The organism is Streptomyces sp. DSM 41931 (assembly GCF_050271085.1).
GTDB lineage: Bacteria > Actinomycetota > Actinomycetes > Streptomycetales > Streptomycetaceae > Streptomyces > Streptomyces albogriseolus.
On the sequence record NZ_CP189902.1, the window covers coordinates 2,428,081 to 2,453,713 of the forward strand.

The 25,633-nt window shown below is 73.5% G+C and carries 24 protein-coding genes; 12 read left to right on the forward strand and 12 right to left on the reverse strand.

The window, feature by feature from the left end; genetic code table 11:
• Positions 1–18: 18 nt before the first annotated feature.
• A complete protein-coding gene (locus ACP7TJ_RS11255) occupies positions 19–474 on the reverse strand; it encodes a VOC family protein (protein ID WP_427763007.1) in 456 nt (151 codons plus the stop codon).
• A 161-nt stretch (positions 475–635) separates the two neighbouring features.
• On the opposite strand from ACP7TJ_RS11255, the gene ACP7TJ_RS11260 reads away from it, so the two are divergent.
• Positions 636–1,208, forward strand: a complete 573-nt coding sequence (locus ACP7TJ_RS11260; protein ID WP_367451178.1) for a CGNR zinc finger domain-containing protein — start codon at positions 636–638, stop codon at positions 1,206–1,208.
• A gap of 331 nt (positions 1,209–1,539) precedes the next feature.
• On the opposite strand, the gene ACP7TJ_RS11265 is transcribed toward ACP7TJ_RS11260, so the two are convergent.
• From ACP7TJ_RS11265 to ACP7TJ_RS11275, 3 genes are read right to left on the reverse strand one after another with little or no spacing between them, the layout of a single operon-like run.
• Positions 1,540–2,526 (reverse strand): DUF1648 domain-containing protein, encoded by a 987-nt coding sequence (locus tag ACP7TJ_RS11265; protein WP_427763009.1) that lies wholly within the window; start codon positions 2,524–2,526, stop codon positions 1,540–1,542.
• The gene (locus tag ACP7TJ_RS11270) at positions 2,523–2,870 is read right to left on the reverse strand and encodes a GntR family transcriptional regulator (RefSeq protein WP_189909819.1); all 348 of its coding nucleotides are present in this window, start codon (positions 2,868–2,870) and stop codon (positions 2,523–2,525) included. The genes ACP7TJ_RS11265 and ACP7TJ_RS11270 overlap by 4 nt, the downstream gene beginning before the upstream one ends.
• A 37-nt stretch (positions 2,871–2,907) precedes the next feature.
• Entirely contained in the window at positions 2,908–3,363 is a 456-nt protein-coding gene (locus ACP7TJ_RS11275) for a VOC family protein (RefSeq protein ID WP_367495432.1), read from the reverse strand.
• Positions 3,364–3,607: 244 nt separating this feature from the next.
• Between ACP7TJ_RS11275 and ACP7TJ_RS11280 the strand changes: the two genes are divergently transcribed.
• Entirely contained in the window at positions 3,608–4,063 is a 456-nt protein-coding gene (locus ACP7TJ_RS11280) for a hypothetical protein (RefSeq protein WP_427763011.1), read from the forward strand.
• 289 nt (positions 4,064–4,352) lie between these two features.
• Here the strand turns inward: ACP7TJ_RS11280 and ACP7TJ_RS11285 are convergent, their stop codons facing one another.
• Positions 4,353–5,417, reverse strand: coding sequence for a hypothetical protein (locus tag ACP7TJ_RS11285; protein ID WP_427763013.1), 1,065 nt, complete (start codon positions 5,415–5,417; stop codon positions 4,353–4,355).
• Between the two features lie 191 nt (positions 5,418–5,608).
• Between ACP7TJ_RS11285 and ACP7TJ_RS11290 the strand changes: the two genes are divergently transcribed.
• From ACP7TJ_RS11290 to rbsD, 5 genes are all read left to right on the forward strand, one after another.
• A complete protein-coding gene (locus tag ACP7TJ_RS11290; protein WP_367546769.1) occupies positions 5,609–6,649 on the forward strand; it encodes a LacI family DNA-binding transcriptional regulator in 1,041 nt (346 codons plus the stop codon).
• Positions 6,646–8,187 (forward strand): sugar ABC transporter ATP-binding protein, encoded by a 1,542-nt coding sequence (locus ACP7TJ_RS11295; RefSeq protein ID WP_093767253.1) that lies wholly within the window; start codon positions 6,646–6,648, stop codon positions 8,185–8,187. The genes ACP7TJ_RS11290 and ACP7TJ_RS11295 overlap by 4 nt, the downstream gene beginning before the upstream one ends.
• Positions 8,177–10,132, forward strand: a complete 1,956-nt coding sequence (locus tag ACP7TJ_RS11300) for an ABC transporter permease/substrate-binding protein (RefSeq protein ID WP_167741814.1) — start codon at positions 8,177–8,179, stop codon at positions 10,130–10,132. Before ACP7TJ_RS11295 ends, ACP7TJ_RS11300 begins: the two co-directional genes overlap by 11 nt.
• A 73-nt stretch (positions 10,133–10,205) precedes the next feature.
• Positions 10,206–11,111 carry a ribokinase gene (locus ACP7TJ_RS11305; protein ID WP_427763015.1) on the forward strand — a complete coding sequence of 302 codons (906 nt, stop codon included), beginning with the start codon at positions 10,206–10,208 and terminating at the stop codon, positions 11,109–11,111.
• Entirely contained in the window at positions 11,108–11,497 is a 390-nt protein-coding gene (gene rbsD, locus ACP7TJ_RS11310) for a D-ribose pyranase (protein WP_427763017.1), read from the forward strand. The genes ACP7TJ_RS11305 and rbsD overlap by 4 nt, the downstream gene beginning before the upstream one ends.
• Positions 11,498–11,718: 221 nt before the next feature.
• Here the strand turns inward: rbsD and ACP7TJ_RS11315 are convergent, their stop codons facing one another.
• Genes ACP7TJ_RS11315 through ACP7TJ_RS11325 form a run of 3 tightly spaced genes read right to left on the reverse strand, consistent with a single transcriptional unit; the run spans position 11,719 to position 14,854 of the window.
• Positions 11,719–12,552, reverse strand: a complete 834-nt coding sequence (locus ACP7TJ_RS11315) for a sugar phosphate isomerase/epimerase family protein (RefSeq protein WP_167741817.1) — start codon at positions 12,550–12,552, stop codon at positions 11,719–11,721.
• The gene (locus ACP7TJ_RS11320; protein ID WP_380807261.1) at positions 12,549–13,706 is read right to left on the reverse strand and encodes a dihydrodipicolinate synthase family protein; all 1,158 of its coding nucleotides are present in this window, start codon (positions 13,704–13,706) and stop codon (positions 12,549–12,551) included. Before ACP7TJ_RS11320 ends, ACP7TJ_RS11315 begins: the two co-directional genes overlap by 4 nt.
• Entirely contained in the window at positions 13,703–14,854 is a 1,152-nt protein-coding gene (locus tag ACP7TJ_RS11325; protein ID WP_367533411.1) for a Gfo/Idh/MocA family protein, read from the reverse strand. Before ACP7TJ_RS11325 ends, ACP7TJ_RS11320 begins: the two co-directional genes overlap by 4 nt.
• A 304-nt stretch (positions 14,855–15,158) precedes the next feature.
• On the opposite strand from ACP7TJ_RS11325, the gene ACP7TJ_RS11330 reads away from it, so the two are divergent.
• Together ACP7TJ_RS11330 and ACP7TJ_RS11335 are read left to right on the forward strand one after the other, a co-directional pair.
• Positions 15,159–16,205: a LacI family DNA-binding transcriptional regulator gene (locus tag ACP7TJ_RS11330; RefSeq protein WP_093767248.1), complete on the forward strand. Its 1,047-nt coding sequence runs from the start codon at positions 15,159–15,161 to the stop codon at positions 16,203–16,205.
• Positions 16,206–16,573: 368 nt separating this feature from the next.
• Positions 16,574–17,374 (forward strand): sugar phosphate isomerase/epimerase family protein, encoded by an 801-nt coding sequence (locus ACP7TJ_RS11335; RefSeq protein WP_427763020.1) that lies wholly within the window; start codon positions 16,574–16,576, stop codon positions 17,372–17,374.
• A gap of 354 nt (positions 17,375–17,728) precedes the next feature.
• Here the strand turns inward: ACP7TJ_RS11335 and ACP7TJ_RS11340 are convergent, their stop codons facing one another.
• The 4 genes from ACP7TJ_RS11340 to ACP7TJ_RS11355 all read right to left on the reverse strand — a co-directional run bounded on the left by ACP7TJ_RS11340 (position 17,729) and on the right by ACP7TJ_RS11355 (position 21,580).
• The gene (locus ACP7TJ_RS11340) at positions 17,729–18,415 is read right to left on the reverse strand and encodes a response regulator transcription factor (protein WP_367495425.1); all 687 of its coding nucleotides are present in this window, start codon (positions 18,413–18,415) and stop codon (positions 17,729–17,731) included.
• Between the two features lie 4 nt (positions 18,416–18,419).
• Complete coding sequence (locus ACP7TJ_RS11345; protein ID WP_427763021.1) at positions 18,420–19,643, reverse strand: sensor histidine kinase; 1,224 nt, start codon at positions 19,641–19,643, stop codon at positions 18,420–18,422.
• Between the two features lie 28 nt (positions 19,644–19,671).
• Positions 19,672–20,511: a CPBP family intramembrane glutamic endopeptidase gene (locus ACP7TJ_RS11350; RefSeq protein WP_189909841.1), complete on the reverse strand. Its 840-nt coding sequence runs from the start codon at positions 20,509–20,511 to the stop codon at positions 19,672–19,674.
• 178 nt (positions 20,512–20,689) lie between these two features.
• Positions 20,690–21,580, reverse strand: a complete 891-nt coding sequence (locus ACP7TJ_RS11355; protein WP_189909843.1) for an EamA family transporter — start codon at positions 21,578–21,580, stop codon at positions 20,690–20,692.
• Positions 21,581–21,671: 91 nt separating this feature from the next.
• Between ACP7TJ_RS11355 and ACP7TJ_RS11360 the strand changes: the two genes are divergently transcribed.
• The 3 genes from ACP7TJ_RS11360 (at position 21,672) to ACP7TJ_RS11370 (ending at position 25,621) form a co-directional block, all read left to right on the forward strand.
• Positions 21,672–22,589: a LysR family transcriptional regulator gene (locus ACP7TJ_RS11360; protein WP_367451144.1), complete on the forward strand. Its 918-nt coding sequence runs from the start codon at positions 21,672–21,674 to the stop codon at positions 22,587–22,589.
• 350 nt (positions 22,590–22,939) lie between these two features.
• Positions 22,940–24,784 (forward strand): glycoside hydrolase family 3 protein, encoded by a 1,845-nt coding sequence (locus ACP7TJ_RS11365; RefSeq protein WP_427763024.1) that lies wholly within the window; start codon positions 22,940–22,942, stop codon positions 24,782–24,784.
• Between the two features lie 216 nt (positions 24,785–25,000).
• Entirely contained in the window at positions 25,001–25,621 is a 621-nt protein-coding gene (locus tag ACP7TJ_RS11370) for a hypothetical protein (RefSeq protein ID WP_228916892.1), read from the forward strand.
• Positions 25,622–25,633 lie beyond the last annotated feature (12 nt).

Below are 25,633 nucleotides of genomic sequence, written 5' to 3' on the forward strand. Positions count from 1 at the left end.
AGGAGGGGTTTCTCGTTCCTAGAAGAAACCGCAGGTGGGGGCGGCGGGGGTCGGGGCGTCGGCCGGGTCCGCACCCGTGGGCGCGTAGATCTCCAGGCGGATGCCGTCGGGGTCGGTGAAGAAGATGCCGCCGGAGGTGCCGCTCTCGCCGTGGGGGACGATCCCGTCGTAGGTGAACTCCGCGCCCAGGCCGCGCAGCACTTCTTCCGCGGCTCTGACCTCCTCGACGGTCCCCACCTGGAACGACAGATGGTGCAGCCCCGGCCGGCCGGTGGCGAACGAGCCCGTGCTCTGCTGCCACAGCGTCACGAGCAGCCGTCCCTCCCGGCCGAGGAACGCCCAGCGGCGGCCGTCCTCCTTGCCCTCCGCCATCACGTCGAAGCCGAACACGGCCCGGTAGAAGGCCAGGGACCGCTCCAGGTCGGTGACGTTCACTCCCACATGCCCCGTCTGCAGGGTCGTCGCCTCGGTCATGGTTCCTCACATGCCTTCGCTCATCGTCACGAGCTCGTCTCGTAACCACTGAAATGAACTTTAGAGGTTAGAGAAACGATGCGTCAACCGGTGATCTCGCGATGACCGGTTACGGTGGTGGGTGTGACACCGCCGCCACCGCCGAGGAAGGACAGCGCACCGTGCCGTCAGCCGCAGGGGCCGACCCCCGCCCCCTGACCGGGGAACCGCTCGCCATCGACCTGCTCAACACCCGCTGGATCGACGCGGCCGGCCGTCATGACCTGCTGGACTCGCTCGACGGGCTGGCCACGTGGCTCGCCGGGACCCTGGTCAGCCAGGCCCTGGGCGACACACAGGTACCGGCGGACCACGACACGCTCCGGCGACTGCTCCAGGCACGCGCCGCCCTGGACCAGGCGGCCACCGATCCGCAGCACCCTGACGACGGCGCCGTCGAGGCCCTCAACGCCGTCCTCGCCCACGGCCGCAGAGGGCTCGTGCTACGCCCCGACGGGCCGGACGCCTACGTCGAGGTGGAAAGTCCCGCCTGGCTGCCGGCCTGGCTCGCCGCCGAGGACTACCTGCGCCTGCTCGCCGAGCGGCCCGAGCGGATCCGGTCCTGCGGCAACCCCGAATGCGTCCTGCACTTCTACGACACCTCCAAGAACGGGACGCGCCGCTGGTGCTCGATGGCAGGCTGCGGAAACCGGGCGAAGGCGCAGCGCCACTACGCACGCCAGAAGAAGGCCTGAGCACCAGAGCCAGGCCTTCTCGTACGGCACGCCCCGCGGCGAATCCGGGTGCGCGGGCATCGGGACGCCTGGACGCCCCGCCCCTTCCCCCATGCTGCGGCCGCCCGTGTCGCCGCCGGGCCGGGGGTGCGCCGGCACGAGGTGGGCGGCGGTCGCTGGAGCCACCCCGGCTCACGCCGCTCTCGCGCGCCGAACTGCCTCGGCCCGCGCGAGCGGGACCGGGACGTCGTGCGCGCATCCCGCGCTCGGGCCGAGCCGATGCGCCGCCTCGGTCACGAGCGGTATGGGGCGCCCCTGGAGTCGGATGCGCGTACCGGGCCAGGCGTGGCCGTCACGTCGCGCGTTGCGCGATCAGGGAGTTGAGCAGGGCCGCGCCGCGTTCGGCGTCGTCGACGCTCACGGCGAAGTCCTTGCCCTTGACGGTGCGGATCACCAGGCATGTGCCGCCGCGGAGCATGACGGTGGTGCCGAGGCCGCTCAGGCGGTAACCCCAGCCGCCGACCTGGGCGGCGGTGCGCGTCTCCACCCAGGCGGAGGCGATGCTGTCGGCGGGCCAGCGCCGGGCCGGCCACCCCAGCGGGCCGAAGGAGACCTCGAGCCCCTTCTCGGTCACCCGGGCCTGCACGGAGGCACAGGCGAGCAGCGCGCTGGTGGCGACGGCGAAGGACGCGGCCCCCACGGCTCCTTGCAGACCCCCCAGACCAGCCACCGCACCCGCCGAGGCCGCCAGCGTGAGGATCCCGGTCACGGCCGCCAGGAGGTGGAGCCAGCGGTTGGAGGTGCGGGACAGCCAGACGAAGCGCTGGCCCTTCGGTATCTCCATCGCGGGCCCGGACGGGGGCGGCACGGTGGGGCGGGCGCGGCGGCCGATCAGCAGGGCGGCGCCGGCCATCACTGCGGCGCCGGCCAGGGTGGCGATCACCCAGCCGGTCACCGAGCCGGCGTCGCGCCAGTCGTCGCGGTCGAGGTTCGCCCGTACGATCGACGCCTGCGCGCCGAGGAGGGTCACGCCGGTGAAGCCCAGGGTGAGGCCGGCCCAGCCGGGCGCGGCGGCCGTACCGGCGGTGCGGCGAGCGCGCCACAGGGCCAGTACGGCAACCGCCGCCAGGAGCAGCCAGATCAGCGCCGGGAAGAACGTCGCCGCCCAGAACGGCATCGAGTCGTCCGGCTCGCCGCTCGTACCCCAGTGGGTCGCCAGCCGGTCGGGGAGCCGGTCCCGGGCGGTGAGCGGGAAGACCACCAGGAGCACCAGCACTCCCACGACCCAGGCGCCGGCGCCCCCCAACGCGGCGTTCCCGCGCGCTGTCCGCCCGGTCATGTGACCTCCCTGATCATGTCGATGACGTCGTCCTTGCCGTACCCGAGGCGCGCCGCGTCGGCCACGACCTCACGGATGCGGTCCACCAACGCCGAACGCCCGTCCGCCCCTTGAGCCACCGTCACCCCACGCCCGCGCCGGAACTCCAGCAGCCCTTCGTCCCGCAGGGCACGCAGGCCGCGCAGCACGGTGTTGACGTTCACACCGAGCGCCTGGGAGAGGTCCCGGGCGGGGGGCAGCCGGTCGCCCGGCGCGCACTCCCCTTCGGCGATGGCCCGCCGTATGGCACCGGCCACCTGCTCGTGCAGGGGACGGTGGTCGGCTACGTCAAGTCTCAGCAGCATGGTGCTAATGACGATAGCACCATACGTCTTGATGTCCTCAGACGACGTCGAATTCGTTGCCCTCCGGATCCCGCATGGCCGCGGCATAGAACCCCGCGTCCGGTTCATCCTTGATCCTCAGGACAGTGGCACCGGCGTCGACCAGCTGCGCGACAGCGGTCCTGACCCGCTCCGCACGGACGGCGAGCGGGACGTCCCGGCCCCCGCCGACCTTCAGGTCGAAGTGCCAGCGGTTCTTGACGGTCTTCGGCTCGGCCACCTGCTGGAACCACACTCGCGGTCCGCGGCCCGTCGGGTCCACGATCGACTCCGCCAGATCACCGGCCCCGGGCGGCAGCTCCTCCGCGGGCACGCCCATCGCCTCCCAGTAGGCGCGCCACGTGGGATGGCCCTCGGGCGCGGGCTCGGGCACGTACCCGAGGGCGGGTGCCCAGAAGGCCACCATCCGCTGCGGATCGGAACAGTCGATCGTCAGCTGCACTGTCGTCTCCATGTACGGAGGCTGTCAGAGGGGACTGACAGTCGCTCACCTTGGCGACGGGACGGCCGGGTCGCCTCGCGGTGGCTGTTCATCCCGGTGAGGAACGGGGGTTGGCCCCGTCCGGGAAACTCACGGGCACCTGGGACGCCAGCCGCGAGAGGGTGCGCTCTGCCTGGTCAGAGGGGGGAACATGGGGTTGACGTACAGCTATGACATCCACCTGCGCCCTGAGAACGTGCCCCGTGCGCTGAACGAGGTGGCGAAGCTGGCGCCGCCGGAGCGGAGGGTGCCGCCGCTGACGGTCACTTTGCCGGGTGGTGAGCGGGTCGTCCTGCCGTTCACGTGCGAGTTCGGGAGCGAGCCGGTCGACTGTGCGGGGAAGGACAGGGTCACGCTCGACACGTCGCTCGTGTTCCCGGCGGACGAGGCGGTGCGGGCGTATGCGGAGGAGGGGGGTCTTCCCGTCGAGGACGGGCGCGTTCGGATCGGTTACGTGTACCTGGACATGCACTTCCCGTCCTTCACGGACTCGCGCCTTGTATGCCTGGACTTCTGGGCGGCGACTTCGCGGATGAGCAGGCTGTTCGAGGACTCGGCAGCGATCAGAAAGGTGTTCACCGACCTCGCGGAGGCGTCGGGCGCGGTGTGCTGCCTTTTCGACACGGGGGACGGGGGGCCTGAGCGGGTGCTTTGGGGCACGGCCCCTGACTGAATGCCGTAGCAGGGGCACGTCCCACCCTCGACCTGCTCAGGCGGGCGGGCCTGCTGGTTCCTTCAGCGCGCTGACGAACTCGGTGAAGGCCGCGTCGGAAAAGGTGAGGGTGGCCCGTGCAGGGGCCTTCGAGTCACGCGGTCGCTCGAGCCACCCCGGCTCACGCCGCTCTCGCGCGCCGAACTGCTCTCGTGTGGTGCGAGGCGGGTGCCGCCTAGGCACGTGGCACGACGCCCGGGCGAGGTCTGCGGCTGACCCGACAGACCGCCACCTACGCCGTGAGCGGACGTCAGCCGTGGTCCTCCCAGTCGGCGTCGCAGAACCTCGCCGCGCTGACCATGCCGTCGCCCGCCCGGACCGAGCGGACGTACATGTTGCAGCCGTGGATGCCGAGATCGCCGGAGCAGCCGATCGCCAGGTCCATGTCGCCCCGCTCCGCGCGCTCGATCAGGGCGGCGTCGAGAGCGGTCACCTTCTGGCCGATCAGCTTCATGCCATCATGCACGACTTGGGGCCCCGTCCGGCCGTGCAGGGTCACGGCCGCCAGTGTCGGCCTGCCGTCCCGCATCCAGTAGTGAGCCGTCAGCCCCGCCGCGTCGAAGCGGTCCTCCTCCAGGCACCACTGGCCGTATCCGCGGAAGTGGTGCGGGAAGGATCCGCGGCGGGCGGCCGGCTCCTCGTCACCCAGCGCCGCGATCACCTCGTCCACGGTCATGCCGAACCGGAGCGGCCCCACTCCCTCCAGCGGCGTCCATTCCCAGCGGGCGCGGCCGCGATCAGCCGTCACCGGCCACGCCCCGGGGTTGACGGGCTCCTCGCGGATGTCCCGCCAGAGGGCCACCAGGTCGGTGTCGTACGGGTCGCGGGCCAGTTCCGGGGCGACGACGAGGGCCTGGGTGATCGCCCGGTCGGTCCGCACCGGGTGTCCTTCCTCCGACGCCTCCCACGCCTGCACCGCGCCCATGGACAGGCCCCAGGCCGCGATCTCCGGATCGCCGCCCCAGTTGACGCCGACGGGCACCCCTTGACCGCGGGCGAGACGGTGGAGGTCGGCACTCACCTCGGACGGCACCCGGTCCATGAGCTCCACGCCGGCCAGGCTCACCCTCGGCCCCACTGCCGCGTGGATCTCCACCGCGGCCAACAGCATCCCCGGCGCGTAGAGCGCGGTCAGGCCCAGGTCTCCGTACGTCGCCCAGAACGAACCGTCCCGGGCGACCCGCGAGCCACTGTCCGCCGCCCCGAGCGCGGCCCGCACCTCGTCGGAGTCCATGCCGAACCGCAGCGGGCCCACCCCCACCAGCGGATCGAGCACCCACTGCTGCCGGTTCTCCGGCTTCCTGCCCCACCACATCACGGCACCCTCGCCCTCGCCCCACCCCCGGCCCCCACCCCGGAGATCTTGAGCGGAACCCTAAGCAACGCCACTGACATTCCGACCGCCGGTCACGATTCGGTTTCGGCCACCGCCCACCCCCTTGCCCCGGCCCATGTAATCGATTCCAATCCTCCGTGTAATCGATTCCACGAGGAGGTGGAACGGCGATGGCGAGCATCAAGGACGTCGCCGCCGAGGCGGGGCTGTCCGTCGCCACGGTGTCGCGGGTGCTCAACGGGCACCCGTCGGTCAGCGAGGACGCGCGGCGTCGGGTGACCGACGCCGTCGAGCGGCTGGGGTACCGGCCGAACGCCGTCGCCCGGTCCCTGCGCACCGATCAGACCCGCACCCTCGGGCTGGTCATCAGCGACGTGATGAACCCGTACTTCACCGAGCTGGCCCGCTCCGTCGAGGAGGAGGCCCGCGCGCTCGGGTACAGCGTGATCATCGGCAACGCCGACGAGCGGCCCGACCTCCAGGACCACCACGTCACCACCCTGCTGGACCGCCGGATCGACGGCCTGCTGGTCTCCCCCACCGACGGCGGCTCGCCCGGCATGCTCGGGGCAGCCCGGGCCGGGACGCCCATGGTGTTCGTCGACCGGTGGATCCCGGGCGTGGACGTGCCCGTGGTCCGCTCGGACGGGACGGCCGCCGTACGCGACCTGGTCGCGCATCTGCACGGGCTCGGGCACCGGCGGCTCGCGATCATCGCCGGGCCCGCCGCCACCACGACCGGCCGGGAACGCGTGGACGCCTTCCGGGCGGCGCTCGCCGCGTACGGGCTGGAGCTGCCCGACGCCTACATCGGGCAGGGCGACTTCCAGGCCGGCAGCGGGCGCCGCGTCACCGAGGGGTTCCTCGACCTCGCCGAGCCGCCCGAGGTCGTCTTCGCCGCCGACAACCTGATGGCGCTCGGCGCGCTGGACGCGGTCCGGGCGCGCGGGCTGCGGGTGCCCGACGACATCGGGCTCGCCGCGTTCGACGACATCCCCTGGTTCGTGCACACGGACCCGCCGGTCACCGCGATCGCCCAGCCGGTCCGCGACCTGGGGCGGGCCGCCGTGCGCGCCCTGGTCGACCGGATCGAGGGGCGACCCGGCGAGTCCGTGACCCTCCCCGCCCGGCTCGTCGTGCGCCGCTCGTGCGGCGAGCCGGAGACCGAACGACCCCCGTCCCCCTCCCCCGTACGAAGGAGTACGCCGTGAGCAGCCGCAGTCCTGACGAGTTGCTGCGCATCGAGGGCATCCGCAAGACCTTCCCCGGCGTGGTCGCGCTCGACGGCGTGGACTTCGATCTGCGCCGGGGCGAGGTGCACGTGCTGCTGGGCGAGAACGGCGCCGGCAAGAGCACGCTGATCAAGATGCTCTCCGGCGCGTACACGCCCGACGCCGGCCGGATCACCGTGGGCGGCGAGGAGGTGCGCATCAGCGGTGCGCAGGACTCCGAGAAGCTCGGGATCGCCACCATCTACCAGGAGTTCAACCTGGTCCCCGATCTGACGGTCGCGGAGAACATCTTCCTGGGGCGGCAGCCGCGCCGCTTCGGGATGATCGACCGGAAGCGGATGGACGCGGACGCCGAGGTGCTGCTGAAGCGCGTCGGGGTGGACGTGTCTCCCCGCGCCCGGGTGCGTGAACTGGGCATCGCGCGGCTCCAGATGGTCGAGATCGCCAAGGCGCTCAGCCTGGACGCGCGCGTGCTGATCATGGACGAGCCGACCGCCGTGCTGACCTCCGAGGAGGTCGAGAAGCTGTTCGCGATCGTGCGGCGGCTGCGCGAGGACGGCGTCGGAATCGTCTTCATCACCCACCACCTCGAGGAGATCGCCGCGCTCGGCGACCGGGTCACCGTGATCCGCGACGGGCGCAGCGTGGGGCAGGTGCCCGCCTCCACACCCGAGGACGAACTCGTCCGGCTCATGGTGGGGCGGTCCATCGACCAGCAGTACCCGCGTGAGCGCGCGGACGCCGGGGAGGCCCTGCTCAAGGTGGAGGGGCTGACGCGTAACGGCGTGTTCCACGGCGTCAGCTTCGAGGTGCGGGCCGGTGAGGTCGTCGGTGTCGCGGGGCTGGTCGGCGCCGGGCGGACGGAGGTGGCCCGGGCGGTGTTCGGGGCGGACCCGTACGACGCCGGGACCGTGCACGTCGGCGGGGTGCGGCTGCGCGGCCACGACGTGAACTCCGCCCTGGAGGCCGGGGTCGGGCTGGTGCCCGAGGACCGCAAGGGCCAGGGGCTGGTGCTGGACGCCTCCGTGGAGGAGAACCTCGGTCTCGTCACGCTCCGGTCGTCCTCCCGCGCCGGGCTCGTCGACCTCAAGGGGCAGCACGAGGCCGCGGCCCGGATCGCCGGGCAGCTCGGCGTGCGCATGGCCGGGCTCGGCCAGCATGTGCGCACCCTGTCCGGCGGCAACCAGCAGAAGGTCGTCATCGGCAAGTGGCTGCTGGCGAACACCAAGGTGCTCATCCTCGACGAGCCGACGCGCGGCATCGACGTCGGCGCGAAGGTCGAGATCTACCAGCTGATCAACGAGCTGACGGCGGCCGGCGCCGCGGTGCTCATGATCTCCAGCGACCTGCCCGAGGTGCTCGGCATGAGCGACCGGGTCCTGGTCATGGCGCAGGGCCGGCTCGCGGGCGAACTGGACGCCGCCGACGCCACCCAGGACGCCGTGATGGCCCTCGCCGTCGGCACCACTTCCCCCAGCTCCCCCAGTAACGGAACGGAGGCCCCCGGTGGCCACTGACACGCTCAAGAGCACGCCGGGCGCGCAGGGCGGCGCCGCCGGCGGCCTGCGCCGGCTGCTCCTCGACAACGGCGCGCTGACCGCGCTGATCGTCCTCGTGATCGCCATGTCGGCGCTGTCCGGGGACTTCCTGACCGCCGACAACCTGCTCAACGTCGGCGTCCAGGCCGCCGTGACCGCGATCCTCGCCTTCGGCGTCACCTTCGTCATCGTCTCGGCGGGCATCGACCTGTCGGTCGGCTCGGTCGCCGCGCTCTCCGCGACCGTCCTGGCGTGGAGCGCGACCGAGGCCGGGATCCCGGTGGTCCTCGCGGTCGTCCTCGCCGTGGCGACCGGCATCGTCTGCGGCCTGGTCAACGGCTTCCTCGTCTCGTACGGCAAACTGCCGCCGTTCATCGCGACGCTGGCGATGCTGTCGGTGGCGCGCGGTCTGTCGCTGGTGATCTCGCAGGGCTCGCCCATCGCCTTCCCCGACTCCGTCTCCCACCTGGGCGACACGCTCGGCGGCTGGCTGCCGGTGCCGGTGCTCGTGATGGTGGTGATGGGCCTGCTGACGGCGTTCGTCCTCGGGCGGACGTACATCGGCCGGTCGATGTACGCGATCGGCGGCAACGAGGAGGCCGCGCGGCTGTCCGGTCTGCGGGTGAAGAAGCAGAAGCTCGCCATCTACGCCTTCTCCGGCCTGTTCGCGGCCGCCGCGGGCATCGTGCTCGCCTCCCGGCTGGCGTCCGCGCAGCCGCAGGCCGCGCAGGGCTACGAGCTGGACGCGATCGCCGCGGTCGTCATCGGCGGCGCCTCCCTCGCGGGCGGCACCGGCAAGGCGTCCGGCACCCTGATCGGCGCGCTGATCCTCGCGGTGCTGCGCAACGGCCTCAACCTGCTGTCGGTGTCGGCGTTCTGGCAGCAGGTCGTCATCGGCGTGGTCATCGCGCTGGCGGTGCTGTTCGACACGGTGCGCCGCAAGGCGGGCGCGACCGCCCCGGCGGCCGGCGCGTCCGGCGGCGGCAAGGGCAAGCAGGCACTGACGTATGTGATCGCGGCCGTCGTCGCCGTGGCGGTCGTCGGCGCCACCTCGCTGCTGCACAACGGCTCGTCCGCGGCGGACAGGCCGAAGATCGGCCTGTCCCTGTCGACGCTCAACAACCCCTTCTTCGTGCAGATCCGGGACGGCGCCGAGGAGGAGGCGAAGAAGCTGGGCGTCGACCTCACGGTCACCGACGCGCAGAACGACGCCTCCCAGCAGGCCAACCAGCTGCAGAACTTCACCAGCGGCTCGCTGTCCGCGGTCGTCGTCAACCCGGTGGACTCGGACGCGGCCGGTCCTTCGGTGCGCGGCGCGAACCAGGCGGGCATCCCGGTGATCGCCGTGGACCGCGGCGTCAACGAGGCGGACACCTCCGCGCTGGTCGCCTCCGACAACGTCGAGGGCGGCGCGCTCGGCGCCAAGGCGCTCGCCGAGAAGCTCGGCGGCAAGGGCACCATCGTGATCCTCCAGGGCCAGGCCGGCACCTCCGCCAGCCGTGAGCGCGGGGCGGGCTTCGCCGAGGGGCTGAAGGACTACCCGGGCATCAAGGTCGTCGCCAAGCAGCCCGCGGACTTCGACCGCACCAAGGGCCTGGACGTGATGACGAACCTGCTCCAGGCGCACCCCGACATCGACGGCGTCTTCGCGGAGAACGACGAGATGGCGCTCGGCGCGATCAAGGCGCTCGGCTCCAAGGCCGGAACGTCCGTGCAGGTCGTCGGGTTCGACGGCACGCCGGACGGGCTGAAGGCGGTGCGGGCGGGCACGCTGTACGCCTCCGTCGCACAGCAGCCCAGCGAACTCGGCCGGATCGCCGTACGGAACGCGTTGCGGGCCGTCGAGGGCGAAAAGGTGGAGAAGATGGTGAAGGTGCCGGTGAAGGTGGTCACGAAGGAGAACGTGGCCGGCTTCGAAGGCTGACACCGGCACAGAGGCACACGGGCGGGCGGTCACGAGGCCGCCCGCCCTCCTCAGCGGATCGGGGAGCGAATTCATGTACGACTACGACCTCCTGGTCGTCGGATCGGCCAACGCCGACCTGGTGATCGGGGTGGAGCGCCGGCCGGGCGCCGGGGAGACGGTGCTCGGCTCCGACCTGGCCGTGCATCCGGGCGGCAAGGGCGCGAACCAGGCGGTCGCCGCCGCCCGGCTCGGCGCCCGCACCGCCCTGCTGGCGCGGGTCGGGGACGACGAGCACGGGCGGCTGCTGCTGGACTCGCTGCGCGAGGCCGGGGCGGACACGGTGGGCGTGCTGGTGGGCGGGGCGCCGACCGGGGTCGCGCTGATCACGGTGGACCCGTCGGGCGACAACAGCATCGTCGTCTCGCCGGGTGCGAACGGCCGGCTGACCCCGTCGGACGTACGGGCCGCCGCGAGCCTCTTCCACGCCTCGCGGGTGGTGTCCACGCAGCTGGAGATCCCGCTGGAGACGGTGATGGCGGTGGTGCGGAGCCTGGCGCCGGACAGCCGCTTCGTCCTCAACCCGTCGCCTCCGCAGCCGCTGCCGTCGGAGGTGCTGGCGGCCTGCGATCCGCTGATCGTCAACGAGCACGAGGCGAAGGTGATCCTCGGCGACAGCGCCGGCGTGAGCGACGAACCGGAGGACTGGGCGCGGCTGCTGCTGGCGAAGGGCCCGCGCTCGGTGGTCGTGACCCTGGGCGGGGAGGGCGCGCTCGTGGCGTCCTCGGCCGGGGTGGCGCGGGTGCCGTCGGTGAAGGTGGAGGCGGTGGACACCACCGGCGCCGGGGACGCGTTCACCGCGGCGCTGGCGTGGCGGCTGGGCACGGGCGAACCGCTCGCCGAGGCCGCCGCCTACGCGGCCCGGGTGGGCGCGGCGACGGTCACCAAGGAGGGCGCGCAGGTGTCGTTCCCGACGGCGGCGGAGGTCGCGGAGCTGTGAAGAAGCACGGGATCCTCAACCGGCACCTGTCCGGCGCCCTCGCCGCACTCGGCCACACCGACGGGGTGCTGGTGTGCGACGCGGGGATGCCGATCCCGGACGGGCCGCGCGTGGTGGACCTGGCGTTCCGGGCCGGGGTGCCGTCGTTCGCGGAGGTGCTGGAGGGGCTGCTCGGCGAGCTGGCCGTCGAGGGCGCCACGGCGGCGGAGGAGGTGCGGGACGCCAACCCCGCGGCGGCCTCGCTGCTGACCGGCCACTTCCCGGACCTGGCGTACGTCCCGCACGAGCGGCTGAAGCAACTGACGACCGGGGCGCGGCTGGTGGTGCGCACGGGCGAGGCGAGCCCGTACGCGAACGTGCTGCTGCGGTGCGGGGTCTTCTTCTGAATCCGTCCGGACGAACTTCGAGGGGCCCGGTCCGTCGACCGGGCCCCTCGCTTCCCTCCCCCGCCAGAACCTCCCTGAAGCCCCCCCCGGGTCCCCACCCGGAAGTCCTGACGCTACGTAGGACAGGCGGGGTGGGGGGAGGGTTGTACGGCCGTCCGGAGTTTTTTTCACGGGCCCCAAACAGGCCCCGGGAGGCCCCGGACAGGCCCGGCGGGCGCGGCTCACACGTCCACGTTCTCCGTCCACCGGCGGGCCGTCTCCGCGAGGAGTTCTCGGCCGTCGCGGGCCCACAGGTCCTCGTTGAAGAGTTCGACCTCGATGGAGCCCGTGTAGCCGGCCGCCTCCACGTACCCCTGCCACTCGCGCATGTCGATCGCGCCGTCGCCGATCTGGCCGCGGCCGTTGAGGACGCCCTCGGGCAGCGGGGTGATCCAGTCGGCGAGCTGGAAGGTGTGGATGCGGTGCTGGGCGCCGGCGCGGGCGATCGCCTCGGGGGCCGTGTCGTCCCACCAGATGTGGTACGTGTCCACGGTGACGCCGACCTGGTGCGCCGGGAAGCGTTCGGCGAGGTCCAGGGCCTGGGTGAGCGTGGAGACCACGCAGCGGTCGGAGGCGAACATGGGGTGCAGCGGCTCGATCGCCAGCCTCACCCCGTGGTCCTCGGCGTAGGGGGCGAGTTCCGTCAGCGCGTCCGCGATGCGTTCGCGGGCCGCCCGCAGGTCCTTCGCGCCGGGCGGGAGGCCGCCGGAGACCAGGACCAGGGTGTCCGTGCCGAGGGTGGCCGCCTCGTCGACGGCGCGGCGGTTGTCGGCGAGGGCCGCCGCCCGCTCGTCCGCGTCGACCGCCGTGAGGAAGCCGCCGCGGCAGAGTGTCGTCACCGCCAGGCCCGCGTCCCGTACGAGCTTGGCGGCCGCCTCCACGCCGTACTCCTGGACCGGTGCGCGCCACAGGCCGACCGCCGGGACGCCCAGGTCGCGGCAGGCGGCGACCAGTTCGGGGAGCGTGAGCTGCTTGACGGTCATCTGGTTGATGCTGAAGCGGGTCAGGTCGCTCACGGGGTCGCTCCGTACAGGTGCAGCAGGGTCCGCATCCGGTCCTCGGCCAGCTTGGGGTCGGGGAACAGGCCGAGGCGGTCGGCGAGTTCGTAGGCGCGGGCGAGGTGGGGCAGGGAGCGGGCGGACTGGAGGCCGCCGACCATCGTGAAGTGGGTCTGGTGGCCGGCCAGCCAGGCCAGGAACACCACGCCGGTCTTGTAGAAGCGGGTGGGCGCCTGGAAGAGGTGGCGGGACAGCTCGACCGTGGGGTCCAGCAGGGCGCGGAAGCCGTCCGTGTCACCGGTGTCGAGGACGCGGACCGCCTGCGCGGCCAGTGGTCCGAGCGGGTCGAAGATGCCGAGCAGGGCGTGGCTGAAGCCCTGCTCGTCGCCCGCGATCAGCTCGGGGTAGTGGAAGTCGTCGCCGGTGTAGCAGCGCACGCCCTTCGGCAGGCGGCGGCGCAGGTCGATCTCGCGCCGGGCGTCCAGCAGGGAGACCTTGATGCCGTCGACCTTGTCGGGGTGGGCGGCGATGACGTCGAGGAAGGTGTCGGTCGCCGTGTCCAGGTCGGAGGAGCCCCAGTAGCCCTCGAGGGCCGGGTCGAACATGGGGCCGAGCCAGTGCAGGATCACGGGTTCCGCGGACTGGCGGAGCAGGTGGCCGTAGACCTCCAGGTAGTCCTCGGGGCCGCGGGCCGTGGCGGCGAGGGCTCGGGAGGCCATGAGGATGGCCTGCGCGCCCGACTCCTCGACGACCGCGAGCTGTTCCTCGTAGGCCGCGCGGACCTCGGCGAGGGTCGCCGGACCGCCGGTGAGCTGGTCGGTGCCGACGCCGCAGGCGATCCGGCCGCCGGCCGCCTTCGCCTCGGCGGCGGAGCGGCGGATCAGCTCGGCCGCGCCCGCCCAGTCCAGACCCATGCCGCGCTGCGCGGTGTCCATCGCCTCGGCGACGCCAAGACCGTGCGCCCACAGGTGGCGGCGGAAGGCGAGGGTGGCGTCCCAGTCGACGGCGGCGGGCGAGTCGGGGGTGGTGTCGGCGTACGGGTCGGCGACGACGTGCGCGGCCGAGAAGACCGTACGGGAGGTGAAGGGGGCGCCGGGGGCGAGGGCGAGGGGCTCGGTGCGGGGTTCGTAGGGGCGCAGGGCGCCGTGCGCGTCGGGAAGGTGGAGGGTCACAGGCTGATCTCCGGTACGTCGAGACGGCGGCCCTCGGCGGAGGACCTCAGGCCGAGTTCGGCGAGCTGGACGCCGCGGGCGCCGGCCAGCAGGTCCCAGTGGTAGGGGGCGTCGGCGTGGACGTGGCGCAGGAACAGCTCCCACTGGGCCTTGAAGCCGTTGTCGAACGTGCCGTTGTCCGGTACCTCCTGCCACTGGTCGCGGAACACCTCGGTGGCGGGGATGTCCGGGTTCCAGACCGGCTTGGGGGTGGCGGAGCGGTGCTGGACGCGGCAGCCCCGCAGGCCGGCGACGGCGGAGCCCTCGGTGCCGTCGACCTGGAACTCGACCAGCTCGTCGCGGTGGACGCGGACCGCCCAGGAGGAGTTGATCTGGGCGATCGCGCCGCCCTCCAGCTCGAAGACGCCGTATGCGGCGTCGTCGGCGGTGGCGTCGTAGGGCTTGCCGTTCTCGTCCCAGCGCTGCGGGACGTGGGTGGCGGTGAGGGCCTGCACGGACTTCACCCGGCCGAACAGCTCGTGGAGCACGTACTCCCAGTGCGGGAACATGTCGACGACGATGCCGCCGCCGTCCTCCGCGCGGTAGTTCCACGACGGGCGCTGCGCCTCCTGCCAGTCGCCCTCGAACACCCAGTAGCCGAACTCGCCCCGGACGGACAGGATGCGGCCGAAGAAGCCGCCGTCGATCAGCCGCTTCAGCTTGAGCAGGCCGGGGAGGAACAGCTTGTCCTGGACGACGCCGTGCTTGACGCCCTTCTCCGCGGCGAGCCGCGCAAGTTCGAGGGCGCCGTCGAGGCCGGTGGCGGTGGGCTTCTCGGTGTAGACGTGCTTGCCGGCGGCGATCGCCTTCCTGATCGCCTCCTCGCGGGCGGAGGTCACCTGGGCGTCGAAGTAGATGTCCACGCTGTCGTCGGCGAGGACCGCGTCCAGGTCGGTGGAGAGGTGTTCGAGTCCGTGGCGCTCGGCGAGCGCCCTCAGCGCGTGCTCGCGGCGGCCGACCAGCACCGGCTCGGGCCACAGCACGGTGCCGTCGCCGAGGTCGAGGCCGCCCTGCTCGCGCAGGGCCAGGATGGAGCGGACGAGGTGCTGGCGGTAGCCCATGCGTCCGGTCACACCGTTCATGGCGATACGCACCGTCTTGCGTGTCACGTCGTTCCCTTCGTACGCGGTCCGCGCGCCGCGTACGCCGCACCCGCCCCACGCGCCCCGGGAGGAGGCGGGGGAACTGGTAGACGTGGCAGCAAGCGCTTTCTATACCGTCAGAAGCTAGCCTCTGGACCGCGTGTGGACAAGACCACTGCCGCTCCCGGCTTGTTCGAGGGGGCGAACAACGCCGCGGATGGCCTTAAGGTCTGGTCGGAAAGCTCTGGTCGGAACCACCGGTGTGGGCGTGGGTGTGTACGACGGCGTACGGCACGGGCGGACGGCACGGCGGCGAGGCGGAGGACGAGACATGACGGTGACCCTGGCGGACGTGGCGGCGCGGGCGCAGGTCTCCCCCGCGACGGTGTCGCGTGTGCTGAACGGGAACTATCCGGTGGCCGCGTCCACCCGCGAGCGCGTGCTCAAGGCCGTCGACGAGCTCGACTACGTCCTCAACGGCCCCGCCAGCGCCCTCGCCGCCGCCACCTCCGACCTGGTCGGTATCCTGGTGAACGACATCGCCGACCCGTTCTTCGGGATCATGGCGAGCGCCATCCAGTCGGAGATCGGCGGCCCGGGCGGACGCGCGGGCGGCGAGAGACTCGCCGTCGTCTGCAACACCGGGGGCTCCCCCGAGCGCGAACTGACCTACCTCACCCTGCTCCAGCGGCAGCGCGCCGCGGCGGTGGTGCTGACCGGCGGCGCCATCGAGGACGCGCAGCACAAGGCGGCGATGGACGCCAAGCTGAGGAAGCTGGCGGACGCCGGGACGCGGGTGGTGCTGTGCGGACGGCCGCAGGCGCCCGACACCGGGGCGATCGCCCTGACCTTCGACAACCGGGGCGGCGGGCAGGAACTCACCGAGCATCTGATCCGGCTCGGGCACCGCCGCCTGGGGTACATCGCGGGCCCCGAGGAGCGCACCACGACCCGGCACCGCCTGGAGGGCCACCGGGCCGCGCTGGCCGCGCACGGCATCGAGGAGGACCCGCGCTGGACCGTCCACGGCCGCTACGACCGGCGGTCGGGCCACGAGGCCACGCTGGAACTCCTCCGCCGCGACCCGTCGTTGACCGCCGTGGTCGCGGCGAACGACTCCGTCGCGCTGGGCGCGTGCGCGGCGCTGCGCGAGTCGGGGCTGCGGATCCCGGACGACGTGTCGGTGGCCGGCTTCGACGACCTGCCGTTCAGCGTCGACGCGGTGCCCGCGCTGACCACGGTCAGGCTGCCCCTCGCGGAGGCGGGGGCGCGGGCGGGACGGATCGCGATGGGCCGTGAGGAGCCGCCGGCGGGCGGGATCGCGGCGGTGCGGGGGGAGTTGATGGTGCGGGGGTCCACGGCGGGGCCGCGGGGCTGACCTCTGCGAGGGGCTGGGGGTGACGCCCCTCAGGGGCGCGGGGAACTGCGCGCTCAACCCCCACGCACCCGCGCGTGCGGACGGCGCGCAACCACCCCCTGAAGGGGCGCGGGGAACTGCGCGACCAGCCCCCACCGGCCCGCGCGTGCCGACGGCGCGCAACCACCCCTTGAAGGGGCGCGGGGAACGGCGCGACCAGCCCCCACCGGCCCGCACCTGCGGACGGCGCGCAACCACCCCTTGAAGGGGCGCGGGGAACTGCGCGACCAGCCCCCACCGGCCCGCACCCCGGCGAACCGCCGAAGAGACTGCGGCACCGGAGTGACGGGGAGGAGTCGCCCCCGCGCCTCGGGGGTAGTCCCGTATCCATGAAACTGGCGTTCTCCACCCTCGGTGTCCCCGGCCTCCCTCTCTCCGAGGTGACGGCCCTGGCGACCGCGCACGGCTACCACGGCGTGGAGCTGCGCGCCCACCCCGAGGAACCCGTCCACACGGGCCTCGGTGCGGAAGAGCGGGCCAACGTGGCCGCCGCGTTCAAGGCGGCCGGGCTCGACATCCTGGGGGTGGCCGGATACGCCCGGGTCGCCGCGCCCGGCGACGACGAGCCGGTCCTCGCGGAGGTCCGCGCGCTGGTCGATCTCGCGCGGGACGTCGGCGCGCCGTACGTACGGGTTTTTCCCGGCGGCGGTGACGAGCAGAGCGCGGAGGAGGCGGACGCGACGGCCGCGCGGCGGCTGGGGACGGCCGCGGAGTACGCGGCCGACCGGGGCGTACGGATCCTGCTGGAGACGCACGACTCCCACCGGACCGGTGCGGACGCGATGCGGGTGCTGGGGCTCGTCGGGCACCGGCAGGTGGGGGCGCTGTGGGACGTGATGCACACGTGGCTCGGGGGCGAGCAGCCGGTGGACAGCTTCGCGGCGTTGTCGCCGCACCTGGGGTACGTGCAGGTGAAGGACATCGCCTCGGCGGAGGACACGACGCCTGTCGCGCTGGGGGCGGGGGTGTTGCCGTTGACCGACGTCGTCGAGGTGTTGTCGCGGAACGGGTGGGACGGGTGGCTGTGCTGGGAGTACGAGGCGCGGTGGTACGAGGCGGCGGAGCCGCTGCCTTCGTTGTTGGGGGCGGGGCGTGAGCATGTGGCGCGGTTGCTGAACGAGTCGGCGTGAGGGTTCGCTGACGCGGGTTTCTGGGGGCGGGGGGTGCGCTTCGGCCGCGGGTGCGGGTGCGTTGTGGCTGGTCGCGCAGTTCCCCGCGCCCCTGAAGGGGGTGGTCCTGCGGCGTTCGCGGGTGCCGGTGCGTCAGGGCTGAGCGCGCAGTTCCCCGCGCCCCTGGAAGGGGTGGTCCTGCGGCGTTCGCGGGTGCGGGTGCGTGGGGGCTTAGCGCGCAGTTCCCCGCGCCCCTGGAGGGGGTGGTCCTGCGGCGTTCGCAAGTGCCGGTGCGTGGGGGCTGGGCGCGCAGTTCCCCGCGCCCCTGGAAGGGTGCCGGTGCGTGGGGGCTTAGCGCGCAGTTCCCCGCGCCCCTTACGGGGCCAGGCCCGTTTTGTGGGCGAGGACCACTGCCTGGACCCGGTCGCGCAGGTGGAGCTTGGCCAGGATGCGGGAGACGTAGGTCTTGACCGTCTCCGGGGTGATGGACATCGCCGTGGCGATCTCCGCGTTCGACAGGCCCTCGGCGATCAGCCGGAACACCTCCAGCTCGCGGGGCGTCAGACTGTCCACGATGTTCCGCCGGACCGGGCTCGTCGTGTCGGCCGGCCGTACGTGCCCGGCGAAGTGGCCGATGAGGCGGCGGGTGACGGCGGGGGCGAGGAGGGCCTCTCCGCGGGCGACGGTGCGGATGCCGTTGACCAGCTCCGCCGGGGGCGAGTCCTTGAGGAGGAAGCCGCTCGCCCCGGCGCGCAGCGCGTCGTAGACGTACGAGTCGACGTTGAACGTCGTGACGACCAGCACCTTCGGCGCGTGCTCCGTGTCCGGGCCGGCGAGCTGCCGCGTCGCCTGGATGCCGTCGAGCAGGGGCATCCGGACGTCCATCACGACCACGTCGGGGCGCAGCCGCCGCGCGGCGCGGACCGCCTCGTGGCCGTTCTCGGCCTCCCCGACGACGTCCATGTCGGGCTGCGCGGAGAAGATGGTGACGTAGCCGGTCCGCACCAGCGCCTGGTCGTCGCAGACGAGTACACGGATCGGTTGCGGCGGCGCGTCGCTCACGGGGTCACTCCTGAACGGGCTGGGACGGGATCGTGGCGCGGACCTCGAACCCGCCCTCGGGCCGGGGACCGGCCTCCAGTTCACCATCGAGCATCCGCACCCGTGCACGCAGTCCGGCCAGCCCGCGTCCGCCCGCCAGGTCCGGCCTCCGCGGTGCCGGCACGCCGGCCGGTCCGTCGGTGGTCACCTCGACGCCGATGTGGTCCCCGCCGTGCCGGAGCACGACCCGTGTGGATTGCCCCGCCGCGTACTTCAGGGCGTTGGTGAGCGCCTCCTGCACCACCCGGTACGCGGCCAGCTCCACGTCCACGCTCCGCTGCCGCCGCTCGCCGTGCTCGGCGAACTCGACCGGCTGGCCCGAGCTGCGCGCCTGCTGGACCAGGTCGCCCACCCGTCCCAGGGCGGGCGACCGGCCGCCCGTGCGTTCCAGGTCGGCGGACGCCGCCTCGCCGGTCGCCTCCAGGACGCCGAGCAGGTACCGCAGTTCGGTCAGCGCCCGGCGGCCGGTGTCGCTGACGGCCGCCAGTCCCTCGCCGGCGCGTTCCGGCGCGGACGTCAGCAGGAACTGCGCCGCGTCGGCCTGGACCACCATGGCCGTCACATGGTGGGTGACCACGTCGTGCAGCTCGCGGGCGATCCGCGCCCGTTCGGCGGCCGTCGCCGCCTCCGCGGCCAGCCGCCGCCGCTCCGCCTCCTCGGTGCGCCGTCCGCGCACCGTGCTCCCCACCTGCCGTACGGCGGCCAGGATCAGCCCGAACGCGAGATAGTCCGGTACGTCCTGCGGTGAGCCGAGGCGGTCCAGGACGACGGCGAGCGCGGCGTACCCCACGCCCGTCACGGCGGCCAGACCGCGGCGGAAACGCACCTGGTGGGCACCGGTGGAGTACAGGGCCAGGTACAGGCCCACGCTCGCGAACGTCGTCGCGTAGCCCAGCGCCTGGTGCGCGGCGAACGCGCCCGCCACGACGGCGAGACAGGCCGCGGGCGCCCTGCGGCGGGCCGCGAGCGGCAGGGTCTGCGCCAGGACGAGGGCGGCGCCCAGCGCGTCCGGCGGGCGCTCGGGCAGATCGCCGATCTGCGCGCCGACGCCGGACAGGGTCGGTACGAAGGCGAGCGCGGTGAGCGTCAGGGCGAGGACGCCGTCCTTGAAGAGGGCGTCCCGCTCCTGCCACCGGTCGAGCGCGGCGCGGAGGAAAGGGTGGCTCCGGAGTGTCCGAGGGTCTGTCATGGTGCGTGTCCTCTCCCGTCGGCCGGTGTCAGCGGCGCGCGTCGTGGCGGGTCCTGACCCGGCCGTCACGGTGGGCGAGGACGAGCATGGGGACGGCGAGGGCCACACTGATGAGGACGGGCACGAGCGACGCCTCCAGGCCGAAGCCGCCGCCGGTCAGGACGGCGGAGCCGTGGACGTCGACGGTGAACAGGCCGTCGGGGGTGTGCCCGGAGACCGGGATGCCGAGCAGCTGCTCCGTGGTGTTCCAGGCGAAGTGCAGACCCACGACGAACCAGATGCTACGCCGCCACAGGAACGCGGCTCCGAGCAGGACGCCCGCCTCCACGGCGATCGCGAGTCCGCTCCACGGGGTCGCGCCCTCGGCGCCCAGATGGGCGACGCCGAAGAAGAGGGACGTGACGGCGACGGCGGCGCGGCTGCCCCACAGCTGCTCCAGCGCTTGCAGGGCGAGACCGCGGAACAGCAGTTCCTCGGTGACCGCGGCGCCGGCCTGCACCACGACCGCCGCCCACACGACCTTCAGGACGCCGTCGCCGGCCCAGGAGAACGAGTAGCCGCCGAACGCCGTGATCAGGAGGGCGGAGAGAAGGATGAAGCCCAGGCCGACGGCGGCGCCGCGCAGGGTCTCACGGCCGGCGCCGGACCGGGCGATCTCCGGGGCGGGGCGCTGCGCCACGCGGCGCGTCACCCACGCGTACACGGCGATCGCGGCGGCCGCGCCCAGGAGCGGCACGGGGCCGGGGCCGGTCGCCGTGAGGGCGGAGACCAGGCCGACGGCGGCCATGCCGGTGAGCATCCAGCCGAGCGGGGTGCGGGTGAGGCGGCCTGCGCGGCCGCGCTTCGTGGGTTCTTTCGTCGCTTCCATCGCGGCCTCCCCTGGTGTGGTCGCGCCTTTGGCGACCTGGGGACCACGCTAGGAATCCGGGGGTGGTGGGGGATCACCCCTGGATGGACAACTGCTGTAGCTCTCACGGGGGATGGGGTGGTGCCCTCGTCGGGCGGGTGCGGGTGGGTGGGGGGTGAGCGCGCAGTTCCCCGCGCCCCTAGGGGGTTGTCAGCGCCGGTGTCTTGGGGCGGGGCCTGCTGGGGGTGAGGGAGGTCAACGCCACCCCGCCCACCAGCAGCGCCGCCGCGCACCACCGGAGCGGGGTGAGGGATTCACCCAGGAACAGCGCCGCCGACGTCATGCCGAACACCGGGACCAGGAGGGAGAACGGGGCGACCGTGGAGGCGGGGTGGCGGTGGAGGAGCCAGCCCCAGGCGCCGAAGCCGAAGACCGTCGCGCCCCAGGCGACGTAGAGGACCGTGCCCGCGCCCGGCCAGTCCAGGGAGCGCAGCGCCGCCAGGTCCGCCGACCAGCCCTCCAGCAGCAGGGAGAGGGCGAGCAGCGGGAGCACCGGGACCGTGCTGACCCAGACCATGAAGTTGAGGGCGTCGGGGGGCGACGCCTTGCGGGTGAGGATGTTGGAGACGCCCCAGCAGGCCGCCGCGGCGACGACGAGGGCGAAGCCCGTCAGCGGGCCCGAGGCGCCCTCGTCGACCGCCGCCACGCCGATGCCGGCCAGCGCCACCGCCATGCCCGCCACCCGGACCCGGGTGGGGCGTTCGCCGAGGAGCGCGACGGCGAACAGGGCCGTGAACACCGCCTGGATCTGGAGGACCAGGGAGGACAGGCCGCCCGGCATGCCGACGTCCATGCCGATGAACAGCAGGCCGAACTTGGCGACCCCCAGGGCCAGTCCCACCCCCACGATCCACTTCCAGGCGACCTTCGGCGGGCCGACGAGGAACACCGCGGGCAGGGCCGCGACCAGGAAGCGCAGCGCGGAGAAGAGCAGCGGCGGGAAGTGGTCGAGGCCGACCTCGATGACCGTGAAGTTCACTCCCCACACGGCGGCGACGAGGACGGCGAGAAGGACGTGTGCAGGTCGCATGCGTCGAGCATCACCGGAGACGACACTTCAGCACCAGCGACGATCTCTGCATGGTTGGATGAAGCATCGCTAACCGATTCCAGGAGCGGTCATGCTCGATCTCCAGCGTCTGCGCGCCCTGCACGCCGTGTCCGTGCACGGCACCGTCGGCGCCGCCGCCTCGGCGCTCGGCTACACCTCGTCCGCCGTCTCGCAGCAGATCGCCAAGCTGGAGCGGGAGACGCGGACCGTGCTGCTGGAGCGCGAGGGCCGGGGCGTGCGGCTCACCGACGAGGCGCATCAGCTGGTGCGCGCCGCTCGGGAGCTGATCGCCATCGTGGAGCGCGCGGAGACGGAGCTGGAGGAGCGGCGCGGGGTGCCGTCCGGGCGGCTCACCGTCGCCGCGTTCGCGTCGGCCGCGCGCGGGCTGATGCCGCCGGTGCTGGCCGACCTGGCCCGCCGGCACCCCGCGCTGGACACCCGGCTCACCGAGGTGGACCCGCATCTGTCCGTGGACCTCGTCGCCAAGGGCGCGGTCGATCTGGTGGTCGCGCACGACTGGGACATCGCGCCGCTGCCCGCCCCGGCGAACGTGGAGCAGACGGTGATCGGGGACGACCTGTGCGACCTGCTGGTGCCCGAGGGGCACCGGTTCGCGGGGCGGACGGGCGTACGGCGGGAGGAGCTGGCCGGGGAGCGGTGGATCTGCCAGCCGCCGGGACGGGTCTGCCACGAGTGGCTGGTGCGGACCCTGCGGGCGGCCGGGCACGAGCCGGAGATCGTGCACATGGCCGACGAGAACCCGACCCTGGTCGCCCTGGTCGCGGCCGGTCTGGGCATCGCGCTGATCCCCCGGCTGGGGCGCGGTCCGCTGCCTGCCGGGGTCGTCGAGGTGCCGCTCGACCCGATGCCCGTACGGCGGCTGTACGCGCTGTGGCGCACCGGTGCGGCGCGCCGTCCGGCGATCGCGGAGACGGTCCGCACCCTGGTCGCGCACTGGCCGGCGGTGTCGGCGCACGGCCCCCGCTGACACCGGACGGCCAAGGAACGCCTACGACGACAACGCCCTCGCACACGGGGCGGAACCCGTCGCCGCCCCCGTACGTCCCACCGCCGGGCTGCCGGGCGAGCCCGCGGGAACGCCGTACCGGCTCCTCGCGCCGGCCGCGGCCGCCGTCCCCCTCGGCGCCGCGCCCCGGCCGGCGGCCCGCCGCCGTCGGCGCCGCCCCCTCCCGCCGCGCCGACGGCGGCCCCCTCGGCCCCCTCCGGATGCTGCACATGCCCTTGACTGGCAGAAACTTCCCGGATATTGGTGACCTCCTGGCAGTTTCCTTCAGCGGATCCCCGGCCCTCCGCGGATCACCTCCCAAAGGAGCGCACGTGCCCGACAGCAGCCCCGGAAGCACGGCAAGCACCGCCCGTCCGTCCAGACGTACCGTCCTCGCCGCGACGGCGGGCGTCACCTCCGTCCTGGCGGCCGGCGGCACGGTCCACGCGGCCACCGGCGCACACCGTCCCGACGACCGCAAGCTGCGCGCCCTCATCTCCCGTATGACGCTGGAGGAGAAGGTCGGCCAGCTCTTCGTGATGCGGGTCTACGGCCACTCCGCCACCGACCCCGACCAGGCGGACGTCGACGCCAACCTGTCCGAGATCGGGGTGCGCACGGCCGCCGAGCTGGTCGCCAAGTACCGGGTCGGCGGCATCATCTACTTCGCCTGGGCGCACAACACCCGCGACCCGCACCAGATCGCCGGCCTGTCCAACGGCATCCAGAAGGCCTCCCTCGGTCTGCCGCGGGGTCTGCCCGTGCTGATCTCGACCGACCAGGAGCACGGCATCGTGGCCCGGGTGGGCGAGCCCGCGACGCTGATGCCGGGAGCGATGAACGTCGGCGCGGGCGGGTCGCGGTCCGACGCGCGCACCCTGGGCCGGATCGCGGGGCGTGAGCTGCGCGCCCTGGGCATCCGTCAGAACTACTCCCCCGTCGCCGACGTGAACGTCAACCCGGCCAACCCGGTCATCGGCGTGCGCTCCTTCGGCTCCGACCCGGACGCGGTCGCCGAGCTGGTCGCGGCGGAGGTGCGGGGCTACGAGTCGTCCGGCGTGGCGGCCACCGCCAAGCACTTCCCCGGGCACGGCGACACGATCACGGACAGCCACGAGGACCTGCCGTGGATCCACCACACCCGCGAGCAGTGGGAGGAGCTGGACGCGCCGCCGTTCCGCGCGGCGATCGCCGCGGGCATCGACTCGATCATGACCGCGCACATCGTCGTCCCGGCGCTCGACGCCGCCGAGGACCCGGCCACGCTGTCCCACCCGATCCTCACCGGCATCCTGCGCGAGGAGCTCGGCTACGACGGCGTCGTGGTGACCGACTCCCTCGGCATGGAGGGCGTCCGCACCAAGTACGGCGACGACCGGGTGCCGGTGCTGGCGCTGAAGGCGGGCGTGGACCAGCTGCTCAACCCGCCGTCCCTGGACGTCGCGTGGAACGCGGTGCTCCAGGCGGTGCGGGACGGCGAGCTGACCGAGGCCCGCCTCGACGAATCGATCCTGCGCGTGCTGCGCCTGAAGGCCCGCCTGGGCCTCTTCGACGACCCGTACGTCAGCCACGCGGGCGTGGACCGCGTGGTCGGCACCCGGTCGCACCTGGCCGCCGCCGACCGGATCGCCGAGCACGGCACCACCCTGCTGGTCAACGAAGGCGGGCTGCTGCCGCTGTCCCGCCGCCGCACGCCCAAGGTGCTGGTGGTCGGCGCCGACCCGGCGTCCCCGTCCGGCACCACGGGCCCGCCCACCGGGGTGCTGGCGGGCGCCCTGACCGAGCTGGGCTTCACCGCGACCGCCCTGTCCACCGGCACGGCGCCCTCCGCGGCGACCGTCGCCAAGGCCGTGGCGGCCGCCCAGGACGCGGACGCGGTGGTCGCGGGGACGTACAACGTCACCGCCTCCAGCAGCCAGAGGACGCTCGTCGAGCGGCTGCTGGCGACCGGGAAGCCGGTCGTCGCGGTGGCGATCCGCAACCCGTACGACGTGGCCCATCTGCCGGGCGTGCGCGCCTGCCTGGCGTCGTACTCCTGGACCGACGTCGAACTCCGCGCGGCGGCCCGCGCGATCGCCGGCACGGTCCGCCCCCGCGGCACGCTCCCGGTCCCGGTCCAGCGCGCCGACGACCCGACGGCGGTGCTGTACCCGGTGGGGCACGGGCTGACGTACTGACACCGGGCGTGCCCCGTCCGGACCGTGGCCCCTGGACGGTCCGGACGAGGCGCCCTGGTCACCCGCGGTCACGGCGTCTCCCCGGCCGGGCGTAACCCCCCTACGTCACCCGCCCGACCCATCGCACCCCATATGCGCAAACGACCCCACTTGTCTGGCGTGTCCGGGCGGCGGGCGGTCAGGCTGGAGCCGGTGATCTTCCGGGGGGGGGCGACGATGCGGGTGTGCGGATGGCGGCCGGGGGCCGTGGGGGCCCTGGCGGGCCTCGTGCTGCTCGCCGGGTGCCGGGAGGCGCCGGCGGACGGGGCGGGCGGGACGGCGGCCGTGGCGTCGCCGGTGCGGCCGTCGGGGTACGGGGCGGTGTTCCTGGACGTCGGCGAGTGCAGCTCCTTCGGGCGCACCAGCTTCACCGAGGTGTCCTGCGCGAGCGAGCGCGCGGCGGCCCGGGTGACGGCCCGGCACGACGGCACCGCGCGCGACGGCCCGCCGTGTCCGCCCACCACCGACTTCGTGCTGCACATCAGCGAGCAGTGGCCCGCCGCCGACGAGGACGGCGACGGGATGGTGCCGCGCGGATTCGCCTGCGTGCGGAACCTCCAGCCGCCGCACCCGGGCGACCCGGGCGGCGGGGGCGGACCGCGCACCGTCGTCGGCGACTGCGTGTACGCCCTCGACGGCGGCAGGGTCCGGGAGACCGCCTGCGACGGAAGCGGGCCCCGGAGGCCGGAGTTCACGGTGACGAAGGCCGTGGACACCAGGGCTCGGTGCCCGGCGTCCACGGCCCTCTACGTCCGGCTGGGCGGGGCCGCGCCGGTCGGCTGCGCCGTCCCGGTGTGACCCCGCCCCGGC

Coding starts and splice junctions, on each gene's coding strand:
- ACP7TJ_RS11345 (WP_427763021.1), bottom strand. CDS start 19,643: ATGACAGACCCTCGGACACTCCGGAGCCACCCTTTCCTCCGCGCCGCG.
- ACP7TJ_RS11370 (WP_228916892.1), top strand. CDS start 25,001: ATGCGGGTGTGCGGATGGCGGCCGGGGGCCGTGGGGGCCCTGGCGGGC.
- ACP7TJ_RS11335 (WP_427763020.1), top strand. CDS start 16,574: ATGAAACTGGCGTTCTCCACCCTCGGTGTCCCCGGCCTCCCTCTCTCC.
- ACP7TJ_RS11350 (WP_189909841.1), bottom strand. CDS start 20,511: ATGGAAGCGACGAAAGAACCCACGAAGCGCGGCCGCGCAGGCCGCCTC.
- ACP7TJ_RS11355 (WP_189909843.1), bottom strand. CDS start 21,580: ATGCGACCTGCACACGTCCTTCTCGCCGTCCTCGTCGCCGCCGTGTGG.
- ACP7TJ_RS11290 (WP_367546769.1), top strand. CDS start 5,609: ATGGCGAGCATCAAGGACGTCGCCGCCGAGGCGGGGCTGTCCGTCGCC.
- ACP7TJ_RS11330 (WP_093767248.1), top strand. CDS start 15,159: ATGACGGTGACCCTGGCGGACGTGGCGGCGCGGGCGCAGGTCTCCCCC.
- ACP7TJ_RS11265 (WP_427763009.1), bottom strand. CDS start 2,526: ATGACCGGGCGGACAGCGCGCGGGAACGCCGCGTTGGGGGGCGCCGGC.
- ACP7TJ_RS11360 (WP_367451144.1), top strand. CDS start 21,672: ATGCTCGATCTCCAGCGTCTGCGCGCCCTGCACGCCGTGTCCGTGCAC.
- ACP7TJ_RS11255 (WP_427763007.1), bottom strand. CDS start 474: ATGACCGAGGCGACGACCCTGCAGACGGGGCATGTGGGAGTGAACGTC.
- ACP7TJ_RS11270 (WP_189909819.1), bottom strand. CDS start 2,870: ATGCTGCTGAGACTTGACGTAGCCGACCACCGTCCCCTGCACGAGCAG.
- ACP7TJ_RS11285 (WP_427763013.1), bottom strand. CDS start 5,417: ATGTGGTGGGGCAGGAAGCCGGAGAACCGGCAGCAGTGGGTGCTCGAT.
- ACP7TJ_RS11305 (WP_427763015.1), top strand. CDS start 10,206: ATGTACGACTACGACCTCCTGGTCGTCGGATCGGCCAACGCCGACCTG.
- ACP7TJ_RS11275 (WP_367495432.1), bottom strand. CDS start 3,363: ATGGAGACGACAGTGCAGCTGACGATCGACTGTTCCGATCCGCAGCGG.